The following is an 18839-nucleotide window of genomic DNA, read 5'->3' on the forward strand; positions in this document are numbered from 1 at the left end:
TCTATTCAAGACGTTGAAAAGAGTCACAGGCGCGTGACGGACCGGTTAACATTCGCCGTCGCTCCGCCATGAAACTGGATCGTTTTCCGATCAGGCTGCGTGTTTGCGCCACTCGGCGCAGGAAGACCGTTATCTCCCCGATCCAACGCGCATCGGGCGATCCCGCCGCGATCGTTCCGGGCGGCGTTTCCCGTCGAACGGCAACAGCGCGCCGGAAGACCGCTCGCCGAGTGTCGCCGTCACCTCTGCCGGCGCCGCGCTGTCGCCGGCCCGTGGTATGGTGGAAGCGGATACAAGTCCGTGAACCAGCGGACCGGGCTGCTTGTGTCCGGATGCGCGAAGGCGTCGCGGCCGTGACCTGCCAGCGGCACGCGAGCCGTTCGCGGCCAAACCCGGCGTTCGGTCGCGACCATCGCATCGCGCGACGCCGTCGGATTCGCCATCCGCTACCGCCGCGCAAGGCGTCCGCGTCTCCTCTGCGTCGAGCTCGCGCACCTCGCCATAATACCTCGAGGAGCCGATCGGACCGCGGAAGAGTTTAGTGGACGCCCTTTACGCTGAAGGGCCGTAATTTCCCCGATGGAACGGTCGGTAACGCCGTCCGAACGGCAGTGACCGGGGCCAAAGCGATCTATGCGTTCCTCTCAGGCCGGGACGTTGCCCGTGAAAACAACGTCGCCGCTGCAGCTTGAGAAACTGCGATAGCACCGCGATCGGCGCGTATTTCGGATCCGCTCGCCGCGGCCGGGCCTCCTCCTCGCCTGCGCCGACGCCATCACCTTTCACTTGTCTTATGATAAATTACGTGAACGGTATTTTTGCCCCTTCCCCTCGCGTCTTGCCGCGGGCACGAACTTCTTCCCCCAAGAGGCCGTATTTATCATATGGCAAGGCCACATGTAAGCATGAACACCTCGTATGTCGGCTAACACCGGTCAGGCCGAGCCTTCGGGCTCGTGGAATTGTTAGTGATGCTGCTGCTCCTCGCGTCGTCCCTCCACGCTCAGGAAACCATCGGCGGAGGCACGATCGCCAACCCTGCCGTTGGCCCGGTTCCGTCCTATGGTTTGGGCGGAAGCGGCGCGGTCCTGGTGAAGAACTGGAATTTCGGCACCAACGGAACGATCAAGAACTACACGGACATGAACAATCACTTCTTCTACCGTGATCAGTTCAACACGATCAACAATGGCGGCAACTACGGCGCAAGCATCGTTGCACCGGACGCCGCTCACGCCTTGTCCGGCCAGCCGATCGAAGGGGTGGATTGCCCGCCCGTGCGCTCCTTTGCCGCGGACTCGCTCTTCACTTATCTCCAGCCTTTGAACAACGCCGGAGCCACGGTCCAACCCACGCAGCACGATGTCGGCTGCGGTTCGTTCATGGCGAACTGGACACTCCCCGCCGGCGGCTCGCTGTTGGGCATGGACATCGTTTGGGAGACGCGCGTCCGCTACGTCACGCCGCCCTACTTCTGGTTCGCCATCTGGACCGCCGGCAACGTCTGGCTGCGCGGCGCCGAGCACGACCTCGTCGAGAGCTTCGGCTACGACAACGGCGGAGGTTTCACCAACTTCGATGGACGTTACTGGCACTCCGGCTCCGTCACCGGATCGGACGTGGTCAGCTACTCGAGCTGGTCGACCGGCATGGCCAATTCCGGTATCACCAGCTTCGATGCGACCCAGTGGCACACCTGGACCTGGGTCTACCGGGCGGACAACACCTACGGCATGTATGTGGACGGCATTCTCGTCCAGCATGGCAGCGCACCCTACTCCTGGACCGTGGGCGCCATCCCCGGCGGCCGCCCGATCAACATGAGCTTTCTCTTCGACGCCGGCTGGGGCCACACCCAGATCGCGAGCGTCAACGTCGAGATGCCCGCCTCGAATCTGGACGGGACGTATTATGAATGGGACTACAGCCGCGTCTACCTCGTGCCGCCGACCGCTGCTCCACCCGCGCCCGCCAATCTGCGCACCGTGCCCGACAGCAATAGCACCATGCTGCTGTGGGATCTCACGCCGGGCGCCAGCAGTTACAACGTCTACCGCAGCACCACGCCCGGCGGCCAGGGCGCAACACCGATCGCTACCGGCATCACGGCGCTGGCTTTCACCGACACGGGACTCTCGAACGGCACGACCTATTACTACAAGGTCGCCGGCGTGAACACCGTCGGCGTGTCCACCCTGTCCAACGAGGCCAGCGTCACGCCCGTCGCCAGCTACGTCATCGACGACACCGCGGCGACGTTCGTCGGCACGTGGGGCACTGCAACGAATCTTCCCGGCTATTACGGCTCCGGTTTCCGCACCGTCGGCACGGGCACGGGCTCAAGCGCGACGTTTACGCCGACCTTGTCGGCGGCCGGGAGCTACGAGGTGTTCATGCGCTATCCGGCAGACACCAATCGCGCGAGTAACGCTCCGGTCGACGTCAACCACGCCGGCGGGACGACGAGCGTCACGGTGAATCAGCGGCTCAACTACAATACCTGGGTTTCGCTGGGCACCTACACGTTCAACGCCGGCACGGCCGGCAACGTGCGAATCCGCAACGACGGCGCCAACCGCGGCGTGCTCGCGGACGCCGTGAAATGGGTGCCTGTCTCTTCGAGCGGCACGCCGCCGACCGCGCCTTCGACCCTCACGGCAACCACCGTCTCCGCGGGCCAGATCAATCTCGCGTGGACCGACAACGCGACCGACGAGACCGGTTTCACCATCGACCGGAAAGCCGGCGGCGGAAGTTATTCGCTGCTCACCACGAAAGGCGCGAACAGCACCTCGCACAGCGATACCACCGTCGCCGCGGGCACGAGCTACACCTATCGCGTCCGCGCCGACAACACCAGCGGCAGCTCGGGCTGGTCCAATGACGCCTCCGCCACCACACCGGTCGGCTCCCTCCTCTCGAACGGCAAGAACGCCACGGCGAGCAGCTTTCAACCCGGCAACGAGGTTGCGAACGGCAACGACGGCAATTCCTCCACGCGCTGGTCCGCCTCGTCGAGTTCCTATCCGCAATGGTGGAAAGTGGATCTCGGCACGAGCTGCGATCTGCGGACCGTGCTCATCAATTGGTATAACCCCTCGAACTCGACGCGTTATTATCGTTACCGGATCGAGGTCAGCCCCGACGACGTGACCTACACGACCGCCGTCGACAAAACGAGCAACACCCAGAGGGGCACGACCACCGACCTGTTCACCGCCACCGCGCGCTATGTGCGGATCACGGTCACCGGTTCTGACAACGGCTGGGCCTCGTTCCACGAGTGCCGTGTTTATGGCAACGACGCCGGGCTCGTGCTCTTCCACAAATTCGACGAAGGCTCCGGCAACCAGGCCACGGACTCTTCCTTCCAAAGCAACCACGGCACGCTGTTGAACAGCCCGACGCGCACTACGGGACAGTCCGGCGGCGCGTTGAGTTTCGATGGCTCGAACGACGCCGTGAGCGTCGCGGCCAGCTCCTCGTTGAACAATCTCTCCGCGGTCACGATTTCGGCTTGGATGCGGCCCAACAACTTCGGCGAAAATTCCTTCGGCCGCATCCTGCAGAAGGAAAACGGCCCGAAGCTATTCCTCACGAGCACGAATCAGCTCTCGTTCGAAGTGCCCTACAGCACCGCGTCGCTGAATCGCCAGACCGCGAACAACGCCGTGAGCTACGGCACCTGGACGCACGTGGTCGTCACCTGGGATGGCAGCGCCACCGGCAGCAACGTTCACATCTACCTGAACGGCACCGAGGTCAGCAGCTACGCGTTCACGAGGAATGGCAGCGGCACCCGCACCGACGATAGCGCGGGCGTGTTGAACATCGGCAACAACGCGAACCAGGACCGCACGTTCAACGGCCTCCTCGACGAAGTCAGCATCTACAATCGCGCGCTGACACCCGCCGAAGTCGCAGCTCTGCCTTGACTGCCGAGTCCTGATCCCCAGGTAGCGGCGGTCGTCCCGACCGCCATCTCGGTCAATGGCCTTCGGGCCGACAGCCGCTACCTTCGAGCGAGGTCTGAACCTCACTGACTTCTTGTCGACGTAATCATCGAAAACGGACGGACGCTTTCGTCCGTCCGTTTTCCACCGAACCGAAACCATGCAGAGCGATCCCAGCCGCACGAAGCGATGGCTCGTCGGCACCGCCGGCGTGCTGGCGGTCGCGATTCCCCTCGCGATTCTTGGCATCCGCGCGAGGCAGCCGAAAGCGGTCGCGCCGTCACCGGTGACGGACTCGCGGCCAAACATCGCGGCGCCTTCGTTGCCCATTACCCGCCACACCGCGCGCGATTTGGCACTAGAAACGGGCGACACGCCCACCGAAGATTTCGGCGCTGCCATGAAGGCGGCGCTGCAAAACGGAGAAGACCTCAACGACGACCGCGGTGCGTTCGAGCTCGGCTATCGCTGGGTCGCCGTCGAGCCGGAAGCCGCGCTCGCTTTCGTGCTGAACCTCCCCTTCGACCGCACGCTCCTGCTCGTCGCGCTCGTCGACGAATGGGCCCGCCGCGATCCGGTATCCGCATCGACCTGGGCCGCGCGTTTGCCGGAAGGCCCGCAGCGGCAGCGCGTGCTGCCCAGCTTGGTCGCCGCGTGGTCGGAAACCGCTCCGGCCGACGCCGCGCGCTTCGCCAGCAGTCTCCCACCGGGCGACGTGAAGAACGAAGCGATCGTGGCCGCGACCTCAGGTTGGGCGCAGCAAGACCCGCGCGCGGTGTTGACCTGGGCGCAGCAATTCCTGCAGGGCACACAACAGGAGCAGATCTACACGCAGGCCATGTTCGCCTGGAGCCGGCACGATCCGGTAGCGGCCGCGGAGTGGCTGCGCTCGATGCCCGATGGTCAGGCGTGGGACGTCTCGACCAGCGCTTTGTCCGGCGCACTCGTCGAACGCTATCCCGCGCTCGCGCTGTCGCTCGCCAGCAACATCTCGGACGAAAACCTCCGCCATCAACGCATCGAGAACATCGCGCGGCGGTGGCTCGAAGCTGATCGCGCGGCAGCGGAGCGCGCCCTCATTCACTCTGATCTGCCCACCGCGTGGGTCAGCCGGCTGTTGCGCTAAGCAGCCGACCATAGCGGCCGCGCTCGGAGGATGTGCCCCTTCCCTTTTGCAACGTTTACGCAGGATTACTGAGATGACGGCCGGTAAATGTTCTTAGCAATTGGCAAGTTATCTGCCAACGAGACGCCGAATGAGTTCGGCCGATGCGCGATTGTCTCTATCGACTTAAACTACTATTTTGCAGGTTTTTATATCTTACTAAGCTCTCGACTCTCTACAATGACACGCTCCCTCCTCCGAAAACTAAACATTATTATCATATGCTAAGTTTTAGGTTGCCGGTGGCGATGCCAATCGCAGACTTAGCTTGCCCCACGCCTTTCCGGCTCCGCGATCCGATCTCTCTCATGCCTCATCTCACTGTTGTTGGAGACCCAATTCCCAACCTTCCCTGGCAGCCCAAGCCCGCCGGATGCCCGGACGTCGTCTGGCGTTACGACGGAAACCCGATCGTCGATCGTCGCCCGCTGCCCCAAGCCACCGGCATCTACAACAGCGCCGTCGTGCCTTTTCGGGGGCAATTTGTCGGGGTCTTTCGCACCGAATACAAAGACCGTATGCCGCATCTGCACGTCGGCCACAGCGCGGACGGAATCAGGTGGCAGTTTAGTCCCGAGGAAATCCGCTTCCATTGCGACGACCCGGAGGTGCGAAAATGGGAATACGGCTACGATCCGCGGGTCGTGCGTCTCGACGACGCCTACTACGTGATTTGGTGCAACGGCTACTTCGGCCCGACCATCGGCCTCGCGCGCACCCACGATTTCGAGCACTTCGAGCAGCTCGAAAACGCCTTCCTTCCCTACAACCGCAACGGCGTGCTCTTCCCGCGCAAGATCGGCGGACGTTACGCGATGTTGAGCCGCCCCAGCGACACGGGCCACACGCCGTTCGGCGACATTTTCTACAGCGAAAGCCCCGACCTCACCTTTTGGGGACGGCACCGTCACGTCATGGCCAAGGGCCTGGCCTGGTGGCAGGACAAAAAAATCGGCGCCGGACCCGCGCCCATCGAAACGAGCGAGGGCTGGCTGCTGTTTTATCACGGCGTGGTGAACACCTGCAACGGCTTCGTCTACAGCACCGGTGCCGCGCTGCTCGACCTGGATCAGCCCTGGAAGGTGCTCTATCGCACCAATCAGGCGATCCTCATGCCGGAGGCGCCGTATGAGACGACGGGGTTCGTGCCCAACGTCGTGTTTCCAGTCACCGCACTGGTGGACGCGCCCACGGGACGCATCGCACTCTACTGCGGCGCGGCCGACACTTATACGACGCTGGCGTTCTGCCAGATGGACGAGTTGATCGCGTTCATCAAAGCCAACTCGAAGGTTTAACCTCCGCCCGCTCAGGGCGTGAGCCGCGAACCCGGCTCGGCGCTCACCACGATTTGTCCCTCGCTGCCGGCCTCGCTCCGCACCTGCAGCACCAAGCGCCGCAATCCGGGGTTAGGTTCGTCATAGGAACGCAAAAGATCCTTGGTATCTTCCACCGTGATCGACCACCCCGCCGCGGGCGCGACGACCCGCAGGAAAAGCGTCTCGCCGTTTTCCTTCAGCGTCGCGCCCGCGGACGTGATCGTCACTTCGGCTCGCGTCAGCCACTGCCACGCCACGTCGACCGGTTTGTCGCCGGTCGTCCATGTATCCGAGATTTCGATTCGTTCGTTGCCTTCGAGTTTCACCGTGCGGCGGACCGCCGACACCGAACCGCGATAGGCGGACGAGAGATCCACCGTCGTGTGCCGGTCGGAGGCGCGGGCGGCGAAGTCGGCGATTGGCACATTCGCGCCGACCTCCTGCGGCCCTCCGTCAAAACGCAGAATGTTGTGTGCTTCCGGACCCAGCCGGAAAACTTTCCAGCGGTCGGCATCCTGCCGGTAGGACCACAAATCGAGTCCCCGCTGTTCTAAACCGGCGTAGTCCTGCCAGCCCGGATCGACCGCCCACCGCACGCCACGCGCGTCCAGCACGAACGAGCCGAGATCCATGTGCGCATGCGAGGCATCGATGAGGCCGCCTTTGATGCCGACGAAAAGCGCCCGCGGATCGGTCCACGACGAGCGGTGAACCGACACCGGAATTCGTCCGCGGCCCAACCAGCTCAGCGGCCGTGACGGCGCGCTCGCCGGGGCGGCCAGTCCGACGGCCGGATCCCACCACAGCAAAGCGAGCGTGGAAAATCGCGCCGCTTGCTCGTCACGCCCCTGGTGCACGCGTTCGAGCGTGGTCGCAAGATGTTCGACTTCGTATTTCACCACGGAGCCGTCCCGCAGCCGGCGCGCAAACCAGAACAACGCCGGCGCAAAGCCGCGGCGTTCCTCGCCGTCGGCATAGTTGAAAAGCTGTCCGGACGGCGAAGTCATCTGATCCGGATAGTACGCCGTCGCGAGAAATCCGGGATAAGCATCCGTCCCCAACGTGGAGCCGAACGCGTGACTCAACATATCGGCCAGGATGACATGATAAGTCGTGCCATACGTCCAATAGGACGGACCTTCCGGATACGCCCCGTCCGGCGCGTAACCGAAACGAGCCGCGCCCGGCAGGTTGTCGAGGGCTCGCTGCAGCACGCGGGCGGAAAGCTCCGGCTCGAGCGTTCCGGTCGCAATCGCGCCCGCCACCAGGCCGGCGTGACACACCTGCGTCCAGTTGTTGTTCGCATCGATCCAACCCGGTGCGGGACCTTCCGGATAGGACGCCTTCAAACCTTTTTCGATGATGGCTTGCTCGAATCGGGACCGATCCTCCGGCGCGAGCCGGTCGAACAACCAGTCGGAGCCAACGGCGAGCGCGAAGGTCATTTCCGCGGTATCGAGAAAATGCGACGGATTCCAATCCGGCAGCGCGGCCGCGATTCGCATCTCGGCGATTGCGCGATCGCTGTAGCGGGCGTCCAGTGTGAGTCGAGCCGCCATGCTCAAGGCGAGGATCCGCGAGAGGCCTTCACGAACCGGGCGCAGCATCCGGCGTCCGGTTTTTTGATAAACCATCGGAGGCAACGTCAGCATGTGCTCGGCGCGCGTGATGACCGCCGCGGCGAGTTCGGCCGAGATCGGCTCGCTCGCGATCTGCGCCCGCAGCGCCTCCCACCGGGCCGCATCGGCAAACAAACGAGGATGCGGCCCGAGTTTTGTAAACAGCGCGGCCGTCACCGGCGCCGGCGGCGTCGTCGTCGCGGCCTCTGCGGTGAGAATACCAGAGAGCGCGCCGAACAAGAGAAGCGCGAGCCGGCTCAGCCGAAGCCTTGCGGCAACCTCCGCGAAAAACGACAAGCGAAGCGAAGCTCGAAACGGTGCGAATCGAAACGGAAGGAGATGAAGTCGCATGGAGAAAAAAAACGGGCGGCGAAAGCGGTTCACGCTTCGCCGCCCGGTCCTGACTCACGAGGTCGAGTCGTTTCGTTTAGAAGTTCGTGCTGATGCTGAACCGATAGCTGCGGCCCGGAGCGTAGAGGTATCCATAGAGCTTTGTGTCGTTCAGGATATTGTCCACGTTCAGCGCGAAACGCGTGTCGTATTTACCGAACTTCGTGCGGTATTCGATCATCGTCGAAAACAGGTATTGCTCCGCTGTATACAGCTTGAGCGGCTTGGGCAGGCCGTTTTCGTCGCGGACGACGATCGACGTGCCGTCGATGGTGAAGCCGGTGACATACGGCCGCTTCGACATGTATTGGCCGCCGCCGCCGATCGCCCAGCCCTTGAGCCGGTCGTTCGTGAAGATGTATTTCGTCCAGAGCGTCACCGTGTGCTTCGGCGTGTCGTCGAGGCTCTCGCCCAGCCCGGTGCCGATGCCCTTGTAGGTGGAGGAATCGGTGGGATCGTCGAACGCCTCGCTCGCAGGGATGCCGACCACGGTGCCCCAGCCCACCCAGGGAAACTTCCACATGGCGAACTCGTCGTCGATCGGCGCCTTCACGTAATTGTAGCCGGAGGTCACCTTCGTGCGCGTGTTAGCGTAGCTCGCGACGATCTGCCAGTTATCCTTCAGACTGAGGATCCACTGCGTGTCCCAGCCGGTCGCCTGGTCGTCGATCTGCACATTCGCGTTGGCGTTCACGCCGGGGGTGTTGACGACGCCGGCCGTGCCGTCGCCGAACACGCCGGTCGTGCCGTTGCCGCTGAACATGAACGCCGCGGGGAAATCGCCGGGATGTTTCTCGGCCCAGTCGAATGCCGCGCGCATGAAGGTCTTGCCCGCCTCCGTGTCGGTATTCACGAGCACCTGCTGCGTCGCGAGATTGCGCGTGCCGACCACCTGCTGCCACCACGCCTGGTTCTGATAGGTGGCGATGAAAGCGGGCGAGCTCGGCGAACCGCCGACGCGATAGGCGCGCGGGAGCGCCGGGTTGTATTGCACGCCGTTCATCGGCGAAGGCGCCCACCAGATGTTCCGCGGCGTGCCCTGTCGTTCGATCTTGAATACACCGACCGTGCCGGACAGCCGGCCGTTGAGCAGATCGAACTTCGCGCCGACTTCATTGTTTTCGGCCTTCGTCGGATCGAACGGACGGCCGAGTCCGTCCTTGATGAAATACTGCGGCACGAGCCCTTCGGAATGCAGCGCGTAGACCGAAACCTCGTCGGTCAGGGCGATGTTGAGACCATACTGCGGGCTCGTCGCGGACGGCGCGTCGGGCCGCGCCGCCGAGCGGTCGGCGACCACGAGCGCGCCGTTGCCCTGGAAATTGCGCGAGTAGTTGCGCTGATCGGAACGATCGTGGCGCACGCCGCCAATGAAGGTGATGCGATCCTTCCAGAACCGCCCCTGGTAGATGCCGTAGAAACCCGAATCCCAGGTCACGCCCTTGTCCCAGCGGTTCGACACCATCTGCACGTCCGGCATGCCGTCGCCCTGACGGCCGAAACGGATGGGCGTGAAATCCATCGGATTGTGAAAATTGAAACGATCGCGCGCGTCGCCCGCAGCGAGGGGCGAATAGTCCCACGACTCGCGATTGCGGCCCTGGTATTGGTAGCCCGCCAGGAGCTTGTGATCGCCGAGGAGCTTGAAGCCATAGACCACTTCGGCGCGGATCTGGTCGCGGTCCTCGTTTTCGAAGTAGTTGGACCACTGATACCGAAGAACGGCGTTCGGCGTGGTGAGCGCCTGGCCGTCGCGGTCGATGTTGAGCTCCTCGCCGGGCAGCGAGATCGGCAGCGGCACGGGCGAGCCGAGCAGCGCCAGGCGCATCGCATCGGTGGCCCGGTTGCCCGTGAACGTGCCCGCCCCGGCGACCACCGTGCCGGCAAAAATGTTCAGGCTCTCGCGTTCCGTGCGGCCGGTTTGCGCGCCGACCCGCACGATCAGGTCGTCGGTGATCTTCTGCTCGACCGTGAGGGCGAAATTGCGCAACGGCGCGTTCGTATACGTGTCCGGCCCCGACCAGCGGAACGTGCGGGCGTCAATGCCCGTGCCGAGCACCGTCGTGATGAAATTCGAGCGACGCTGCTGCGCGCCGGAGCCGCCGACGCGCGAACGCACGTTCTGAAAGCCCATGCCGCTCTGGTTCGTCGCGCCGACCTCCACGTCGACCTTGACGAAGGTGTTGGGAAACGGCCGGAAGCTGAACACCGGGGAGACGAGCCACGACTTCTGGTTGAAATACTGCGTGCCGTCGCCGCGTTCCTGCGCGGCCGCCGTCAGGCGATACGCCGCCTGCCAGCGATTATCGCTGGCTCCGAGCGGCCCCGTGAAATCCAGCGCGCCGCGCAGATAGCCCCAGTTACCCGCGCCGAATTCCACCGAATAGGCGGGCTTCAGCTTCGGCTCTTTGGGCAGGTAGTTGACCACGCCGCCGAAATTGCCGACGCCATAAAGGAGCGCCGACGGACCGCGCACGACCTCGACGCGGTCGATGTTCACTGAGTCGGAACTCGCCTGGCGCCGGAAACCGTCGCGCAAGACCTGATCGACCACGAAGCCGCGGATTTTCAATGTGGTGCCGTTCGGGTCGCGGTCGACACCGCGCGGATCGTTGGCGCCAGCATTGCTGCGGTTGTCGAGCGAATTGGGATCCACCAAGCCGTCCTGCTGCGAGCTCAGGACGATGCCGCTGGAGTAGCGCAGCGCCTCACGCAAGCTCGTCGAGCCGGTGTCACGGATGAAATCGCTCGTGATCACCTCGATCGACATCGGCACGTCCTTGATGGCCGTGCTGAGCCGGGTGCCGGCCACGGAATTCGTGGCGCGATAGCCTTTGTCTTTTTCGCTGCTCACCGTGAACGGGGACAACACCGTCACACCGTCCGAAGACGCCGAGGCGGACGCATCGGCCGATTGCGCGCGAAGACCCAGAGCGAAAGCTGCCGAAAGGCAGCCGCCGAGCGAAAGCGACAGCAGCTGCCGAAAGCGAACCGAGGAAGGCGAAGCAAACGCGGCACCGGGAGTGCCCCGCGCGGGGGTTTGTGGCGACGGAGCCGCACCGGCAGCTCCGCGGAAGTCTTGGGAGTTCATTCGTTGTTTGAGTTCAGTCGGTAGCACGAACGGGGGGTTGGGCGGTCAACAGATCCCTCCCAAATGCCAGGCACGCTCCTGCAGAAACGCGCACTGACATCCGGAAGGGACGCAAATGGGGAGGGATCGAGGTCGGTCCATTGACCGATCCACGCGAAAGAGAACGAGCGGGGGCGCAGAGCCCGTAACATGAGAAAAGGGGTGGGAAAATCGGACGAGCCGGCCGGGCACGGCCTTGGGGAAGCGGCCAAGGTAAAAACTCTACCCAACGCGCGCGTCAATATTATTTATCATAAAATAAATCAGTCCAAGTGGGTGTCAGCAATTGCCCAGGAAAGAAACCTCGTTGCCCAATGAAGTGAACGATCAGCATATTCTCCCTCAATGACCGCAACACTGCCGTCTCGTTTCATTCTTATTCATAAAGCTTTATACATTTATCGGACAAAATCGCAGGCGGAATAGATCAAGGCATCGCCTCCACGACATCACCCTCGACCTTCTGGCAGGCAATCGGCGCCCTATTTATCATTGACTAATAAACGTCGTTCGCCTGAGTCCTCGCATCGCCCAATGCGCCAGCCAGCGGAGCGAACCGGTCTGCTCGTCGTGGAGCCAACCTGCAGCGCGCCACCCGCCACCCCATGAATCCATCGTTCCTTCTTTGTTTTCTCCTCTGCCTGCTCGTCCTGCCGGCGCGAGCGGACGATCTGAGCGGCGCATGGCGGGTCGATCTCCCGCGACGCGGAGATGTCACGCTGCACACCTACTTCCTGCTGCGGCAGGATGGCGCCGCGCTCGACGGCAAGGTCGTCATCAACGGCGCCGTGGACCTGCCGTTGCGCAAGCCGCGCGTCGAGGGCGACGTGGGCCTTTTCAGTGTCGACTGGAACACCGCTTATCGCGTTCGCCGCGTCGGACCCGACCGCCTGCACATCACCTTCATCTATGGCGGCAACCGGACGGAGGAAGCGGACGCCATCCGCGTCCCGGAGACCGAGCTCGCCCCGCCTCCGCGCCTTCCCCCGCCTCCCCTGGAAGACCTGCCGTGGAACGGCCTCGCCCGCACACCGCCCATGGGCTGGAACAGCTGGAATCACTTCGCCGATCGCATCGACGACCGGATTGTGCGGGAGGCCGCGGATGCCCTGGTGAGTTCCGGCCTCGCCGCCGCGGGTTACGTTTACATCAACATCGACGATTGCTGGGAAGGCGGGCGCGATGCGCAGGGCCGGCTCGTGCCCAACTCGAAATTTCCGGACATGAAGGCACTCGCCGACTACGTTCACGCGCGCGGCCTGAAACTCGGACTCTATTCCACCCCCGGCCCGGTCACCTGCGGCGGTTTCGAAGGCAGCTACGGCCATGAAGAACAGGATGCGCAGACGTTCGCCGAATGGGGCATCGACTATCTCAAATACGACTGGTGCAGTGGCACGCGCGTCTACCGCCCGGACGAGGTTCGCGCCGCGTTCCAGAAAATGGGCGCAGCGCTGCAGCGATCCGGCCGGCCGATCGTCTACAGCATCAATCCCGGTATCCGAGCGGGCGATACCCCCGCCACTTGGGCTCCGCTCACCGGCGCCAACCTGTGGCGCACCACCGACGATATCCGCGACGATTGGGACACGGTGTCGGCCATCGGTTTCGGCCAGGCCGATCTCACCTCCTACGCGCGGCCGGGCTACTGGAACGATCCCGACATGCTCGAAGTCGGCAACGGCGGGATGACCACGACCGAATACCGCACCCACTTCAGCCTGTGGTGCCTGCTCGCCGCGCCGCTGATCGCGGGGAACGACCTGCGCAACATGTCCGCCGAGACGCTCGAGATCCTCTCGAACCGCGAAGCCATCGCGATCGATCAGGATCCTCTCGGCCGCGCGGCCCATCGCGTGCTCGCCCGCGACGGCATCGAGCTCTGGATGAAGCCGCTCAGCGACGGCGGCCAAGCCCTGGGCGTGTTCAACCGCTCAGAGGTCGAAAAACGCGCGTCGTTCTCATGGTCCGACGTGGGACTCGCCGGCCCGCCCGCCACGCTGCGCGATTTGTGGCAGCACGCCGAGCTGGAGCCGGCACCCGATGGTTTTGCGGCCCAGGTGCCGTCACATGGCGTCGTGCTGCTTCGCCTCCGCTAAAACTACCCCGATTCAACCGGATCCGATCCCTGCGTTCTTGCTCAAACCTCGCCCATCTGCTTTCCCCGACTGGTCCGCGCCCATGGCAAAACCAAAACGCCCCAATCAGACCGCCATTGCCAAAGCGACCGGCCTCTCCCGCGCAACCGTGTCGCTCGTTCTTCGCGGCGGCTCCGGCCCGTCCGAAGCCACCCAGGCCAAGGTCCTCGCGGTCGCCCGGCGCATGGGTTATCAGCCCAACGAGCTCGTTCACAGCATCCGGAGCGGCAAGAGCCGGACCGTGGGCGTGCTGGTGCAGCCCTACGATTCCTATTGGCGGGACGTCTGCTACGGCGTGCACGATCGCCTGATCGAAGCCCACCACCTCCCGCTCTTCCTCTGGAACAACGACCGGCCCAACAACGAGGAATACGGCTGCGAGCAGATCCGCCGGTTGCTCAGCCGCTGGGTCGACGGCGTCATCCTCTCGCCGAATTTCGCCGATCTCTACGCGAGCCACCTGCACGAGTTTCAAACGCGCAACATTCCGCTCGTCATCATCGATCACACCGCCGCGCAAGGGGCGGCGGATTCGGTCGGCAGCGACGAACGGCAGATCGCGGAACTGCTGGTAAACCACCTCACGCGACTGAATCACCGCCAGATCCTGATCGTATCCGGACCGCAAGGACTCGGCTGGGCCGACAAGCGCGCCACGGCTCTGAAAGACGAACTGGCGAAAGTCTCGGGCGGCGTCGGCCACGAGCTGCGCGTTCCGCTCGAACCGCTCGAGCCGAACGAAATGCCCGAGATCGCCACCATGATCGCAGCGGCGTTGCGGCAAAAGCCCGAGATCACCGCCGTCATCGCCGGCACCGACCGGATGGCGAAAAGCGTCTACAAGGCCGCCGCGGAGCTGAAATGGAGCATTCCCGGACGCCTGAGCGTCGTGGGCGTCGCCGATCTCAACTTTTCCGCCGTCCTGTCGCCGCCGCTCACCACGGTGCGCCAGGACGGCTATGCGATCGGGCGACAGGCAGCGCAGATCGAACTCGAGCGCAGCGCCGGTCTGCTCTCCGGCGCACCCCGCACGTATCAAATTCCGGCCACACTGATCGAACGCGGCTCGACCGCCGCGCTCTGACGCCGCCGACGGCGTGCCGCCGCTGATCCGTCCACCCGACACGCGAAACCGCACTCGATGGCTGGGGCCCGCGTTTCTGCCGTTATTGCTCCTTCGCTGCGCCGGATCCCACGCGAAGATGAAGATAGTTGTTTTGATTTATCATAAAATAATTATGCTTCGGGGCGAGGTCGCCTCTGACGCCTAATAACCGTTTGAGATCTTAGTTATCCGCCGGCGATCGTCGCGGCCGTGCGTGACTTAGCATATGCCTTATTTCAGTTGACGAGGCCTTGGCCGCTGTCTTCATGCCGGCTCCGAGGAACAAGCACGGCCCACGCCACCGCACCTCGTTTTGGCGCGTCGGGCGCGTTCCCGCTGCCCCATCCATGACCACCCCGCACCGCTTGCGCGTCCGAGAGAAGATTGCGTTCGGCTTCGGCGATTTCGCCTCGTGCATCTACTGGACCACGTTCTCGAACTTCCTGCTGATCTTCTACACCGACGTGTTCGGGATCGAGGCGCGCGTCGCGGGGTCCATCCTGCTTTGGAGCCGAATCTTCGACGGCGTGAACGATCCGATGATCGGCGCGCTGTCCGATCGCACGCGCACGCGCTGGGGCAATTTCCGGCCTTACCTGTTGTGGATCTGCGTGCCGTTCGCCATCGCCGGCGCGCTGTGCTTCACGACGCCGGATTTCGACGCCACGAACAAGGTGCTGTGGGCGTGGATCACTTACAATCTCCTGATGGTGCTCTATACGGCGATCAACATCCCGTATAACTCGATGCTCGGCGTGATCACGCCCAACTCCATCGAGCGCACGAGCGTCGCATCCTATAAATTCTTTTTTGCGTTCGGCGCCGGATTGTTCGTCAAGGCGACGCTGCCCCTGCTCACCAAATGGCTCGGCGACGACGGTGCGAATCTGCAGCGCGGTTATCAGCTGACATTCGTCTGCTACGGTCTGATCGCGATCGCGTGCTTTCTGATCGCGTTCTTCGGCACGCGCGAACGCGTGCGCCCGCCCCAGGGCCAACGCACGCCCCTGCGACGCGACCTCCTGAATCTGGTGACCAACCGCCCGTGGCTCATCCTCTCGCTCACCACCGTCGGCTTCGTGCTCTTTTGCGCCACGCGCGACACCATCGCGGCGTATTACGTCAAATATTACATCGGCGAACAGGATCTGACCCTGCCGTTCTTCGGCACCCATCGCCAGGGCTACGAAACGACCGTGGCCGGCTATCTCGGCCTCGGGGCGATCGGCTCGCTGATCGGCGTGTTGCTCACCACCTGGCTCGCGCGACGGGTCGGAAAGAAAACGACCTTTACGGTCTGTCTGCTCGGCAGCGCTGTGCTCCAACTCGGTTACTATATCATGCCGCGTGACGAGCTGCTGTTTTTATACGGTCTCCAGATCGTCGGCTCGATCGTCGCGGGCCCGCTCGCGGTTCTGCTCTGGGCGATGTATGCGGACACGGCCGACTACTGGGAGTGGAAAAGCGGCCAGCGCGCGACCGGCCTCGTGTTTTCCGCCTCCACCATGACGCAAAAATTCGCCTGGGCCGTGTCGGGGAAGGCCGCCGGCGACATGCTGAGTCTCACGGGTTTCGTGCCCAACGCCGTAACCCAGACGTCCGGAACGCTGCAGGGCATGATTCATATGATGAGCACCGTTCCGGCCGCATTCGGCATTCTGGCGGTCGCCACGCTGATCTTCTATCCGCTGAATGAGCGCACGATGTCCGACATCACGGCCGAACTCGAGTCACGCCGCCGCCGCGGCCTCGCGAGCGACGACGCTCCCGACCTGCCTGCCGACGGCGCCGTCGCTCCGCAGGCGCCGTAAGCAAGACGCATTTTTCCGGAGTTCGCCAAGGTGCAGGACTTTAACCACAGAATGCACGGAACGCACAGAATGAGGAAAAGCGGACAAGAGTCGGCCTTCCGCGCACGCCGTGTATTCTGTGGTTAAGCTCAGTGTTCAGGATCCGTCCGCCGCGCGCCCGGCGCGCACAGCGACCGTCGCTTTGATCCGCGCAACCAGCGCCGGCTCGCGTAACGTGTAGCCCAGCCGCACCGGCGCGATGCCCGGCTTCTGCTGCGGCGCGGTGACCGGCTGCGTGCTTGCCTCCAATTCTCCCGTCTCCGATTTCACCACCACCTCGAGCGCGACGCCGGGATCGGAGACGGTGAACCCATCTGGTGTCCGCTCTCGCCACGTGGAGTTGGTGACAAACGCCGTGCCGAAGCTACGCGGTTCCGAAAACTCCGCTTCATCGACGATCTCGATGCGTTGTTCGCTTCGAGAAAACGAAAACGTGCGCGTCAGCTTCTTCAGCTCCGGGACATCGTAGCACGCTGTCAGGTCGAGGGTGATCACTTCGCGATCGTCGCCGACGCTCGCGTGAGACATGACGCTTCGTGCGGCCGCGCCCGCGAGTTGCGGCTTTCCCGCCACCACCGGCACCGGATGACCGAGCGAGTTGTTCATCATGCTGCGATACCGCCGCTGATCGAAAGTAGCGGGTGTGTAGAGTTCGGCGCCGGGATCGAGTAGCAACGGCCACCCGTCCACCGCGATCACATAACTGCCCTGATCGTGATGACCATGAGGCTCGCCGTTGTGGCCGCCCTTCACGGCCAGGCTGAGCACCGGTTTGCCTCGCGTCAGGTCGCGCACCACCACCAGCCCGGAATCGATGAAAATCGACCGGAGCGGATCGGCCGGCGCCGTTCTTCCTTCGTTGGCCACACCCGGCGAAAACGGAAACGCGAAAATCCCGTAGGCCGCGAGCCGGTCGCCCAGCGGATGCAAGGCAAACATGAACCCCGCCAGTTCCTTCGGATCGGGCCGGCCGGCGAAATCCTGAAACGCCCAGTCCGGGCGAAACAACCCCTCCGCTCCGTCCGGGGCGTCCGGCCAGCCCGGTTCACGAAGACCGAAACGCTCCTTCACGAGCCAGAGCAGCGCGACGTTCGGCCGCATGTAGATCGCGCAGTCCGAAAACGACGGATACGTGCCATGACTGAGCTCGAGACGGCGCGTCGCCATCGCCACCTGCCGGACGCGTTCGCCTTCATACAAATTGATTTTCCCGCCGGACGTCCGCCACAGCGTCTCAGCCAGCAGCAGATAATTCCCGAATCCATAATCCCAATACCCCACTCCTTCGAGGCAAAGTCCGTCCGGCGACATCGACCAGCCGTTCAAATATCCGTCCATCCGGGAGACCGCCGCCTGGACGATCCGCGCACGGTATTCGCGCGAGTCGACCACCGCGAGCGCGGCGCCGACCACGCCCGCGTGACACACGGGCCCCCAGTTGTTGGTTTTCGCCTCGAGCCAGAAAAAGCGCTTCTTCTCCGCCGCCGCATCCTCGAGATAAGGCGCAAAAACCCGCTCTTCGAGCTGCTGGCGCAACCGATGGCGCAGCGCCGAGGACAGCCGGTCGCCCAGCCAGTAATCGGCCGTGGCCAGGCTCCATGCGCGCGGCGCCGTCACGAGATCGACCTGCGTGCATTTCGGAGTGCCGATCTCGGAGGTCAACGCGCCTCCGACCACCCAGCCGGGTTCGTCGAGGATCGCCGCCATCTCCTTCTCGATCGCGGGCATAAACTCGCCTTTATTGTCCAAGCCTTCCGCGATGACGAAGGCGTTGAGCCGGACCAGCCGCAGGCGCATCGGAATTTCATAGATCTGCCGATCCTCTTTCTTGCGCCCCTCTGCGATCACGGCGTCATTCAAAATCGGAATCGGTTCGCGAAGGAATCGGCGCGCTACGCTGGCCTGACGCTGAATCGAAGGCCAGCGCGTTGCATACTGCCACGCGGCGCGGTCAGCGATGGGCGCTCCCACGCCCGCCGGTTGTAACGGCAGCGCGGCTTCCACGTCGGCCAAGCGCAACGACGGTTCCGTCGCGGACGCATGGGGCACGAGCCCGACCACGCATGCCGCAAACCACACCTGGCGCGCACTCGACCATCGTCGCGTTGAAGCCGTCCGCGCGAACAATTTCACCAAGGTGGCAGCGAGTCGGCAGGCGGAGGATGACATA

General features: G+C 63.6%; 9 protein-coding genes. 6 read left to right on the top strand and 3 right to left on the bottom strand.

Features of this window, described 5'->3' with window-relative positions; genetic code table 11:
* Nucleotides 1–971 precede the first annotated feature (971 nt).
* The 3 genes from AC6RV7_RS01670 (at nt 972) to AC6RV7_RS01680 (ending at nt 6416) form a co-directional block, all read left to right on the top strand.
* Nucleotides 972–3935, top strand: coding sequence for a golvesin C-terminal-like domain-containing protein (locus tag AC6RV7_RS01670; RefSeq protein WP_500092156.1), 2964 nt, complete (start codon nt 972–974; stop codon nt 3933–3935).
* A gap of 178 nt (nt 3936–4113) precedes the next feature.
* Entirely contained in the window at nt 4114–5079 is a 966-nt protein-coding gene (locus tag AC6RV7_RS01675) for a hypothetical protein (RefSeq protein ID WP_500092157.1), read from the top strand.
* A gap of 347 nt (nt 5080–5426) precedes the next feature.
* Nucleotides 5427–6416 (top strand): glycoside hydrolase family 130 protein, encoded by a 990-nt coding sequence (locus tag AC6RV7_RS01680; protein ID WP_500092158.1) that lies wholly within the window; start codon nt 5427–5429, stop codon nt 6414–6416.
* Between the two features lie 11 nt (nt 6417–6427).
* Here the strand turns inward: AC6RV7_RS01680 and AC6RV7_RS01685 are convergent, their stop codons facing one another.
* Both AC6RV7_RS01685 and AC6RV7_RS01690 read right to left on the bottom strand, forming a co-directional pair.
* Nucleotides 6428–8296, bottom strand: a complete 1869-nt coding sequence (locus AC6RV7_RS01685; RefSeq protein WP_500092159.1) for a heparinase II/III domain-containing protein — start codon at nt 8294–8296, stop codon at nt 6428–6430.
* 187 nt (nt 8297–8483) lie between these two features.
* Entirely contained in the window at nt 8484–11300 is a 2817-nt protein-coding gene (locus AC6RV7_RS01690) for a TonB-dependent siderophore receptor (protein WP_500092160.1), read from the bottom strand.
* A gap of 881 nt (nt 11301–12181) precedes the next feature.
* Between AC6RV7_RS01690 and AC6RV7_RS01695 the strand changes: the two genes are divergently transcribed.
* The 3 genes from AC6RV7_RS01695 (at nt 12182) to AC6RV7_RS01705 (ending at nt 16630) form a co-directional block, all read left to right on the top strand.
* Nucleotides 12182–13675, top strand: a complete 1494-nt coding sequence (locus AC6RV7_RS01695) for a glycoside hydrolase family 27 protein (RefSeq protein ID WP_500092161.1) — start codon at nt 12182–12184, stop codon at nt 13673–13675.
* An 82-nt stretch (nt 13676–13757) separates the two neighbouring features.
* Entirely contained in the window at nt 13758–14798 is a 1041-nt protein-coding gene (locus tag AC6RV7_RS01700) for a LacI family DNA-binding transcriptional regulator (protein ID WP_500092162.1), read from the top strand.
* Between the two features lie 368 nt (nt 14799–15166).
* Nucleotides 15167–16630, top strand: coding sequence for an MFS transporter (locus tag AC6RV7_RS01705; RefSeq protein ID WP_500092163.1), 1464 nt, complete (start codon nt 15167–15169; stop codon nt 16628–16630).
* Between the two features lie 135 nt (nt 16631–16765).
* Here AC6RV7_RS01705 and AC6RV7_RS01710 read toward each other — a convergent pair whose 3' ends face one another.
* A complete protein-coding gene (locus AC6RV7_RS01710) occupies nt 16766–18838 on the bottom strand; it encodes a heparinase II/III domain-containing protein (RefSeq protein WP_500092164.1) in 2073 nt (690 codons plus the stop codon).
* Nucleotide 18839: the final 1 nt, after the last annotated feature.

The sequence above is a fragment of the Opitutus sp. sgz309028 genome (genome assembly GCF_059821195.1).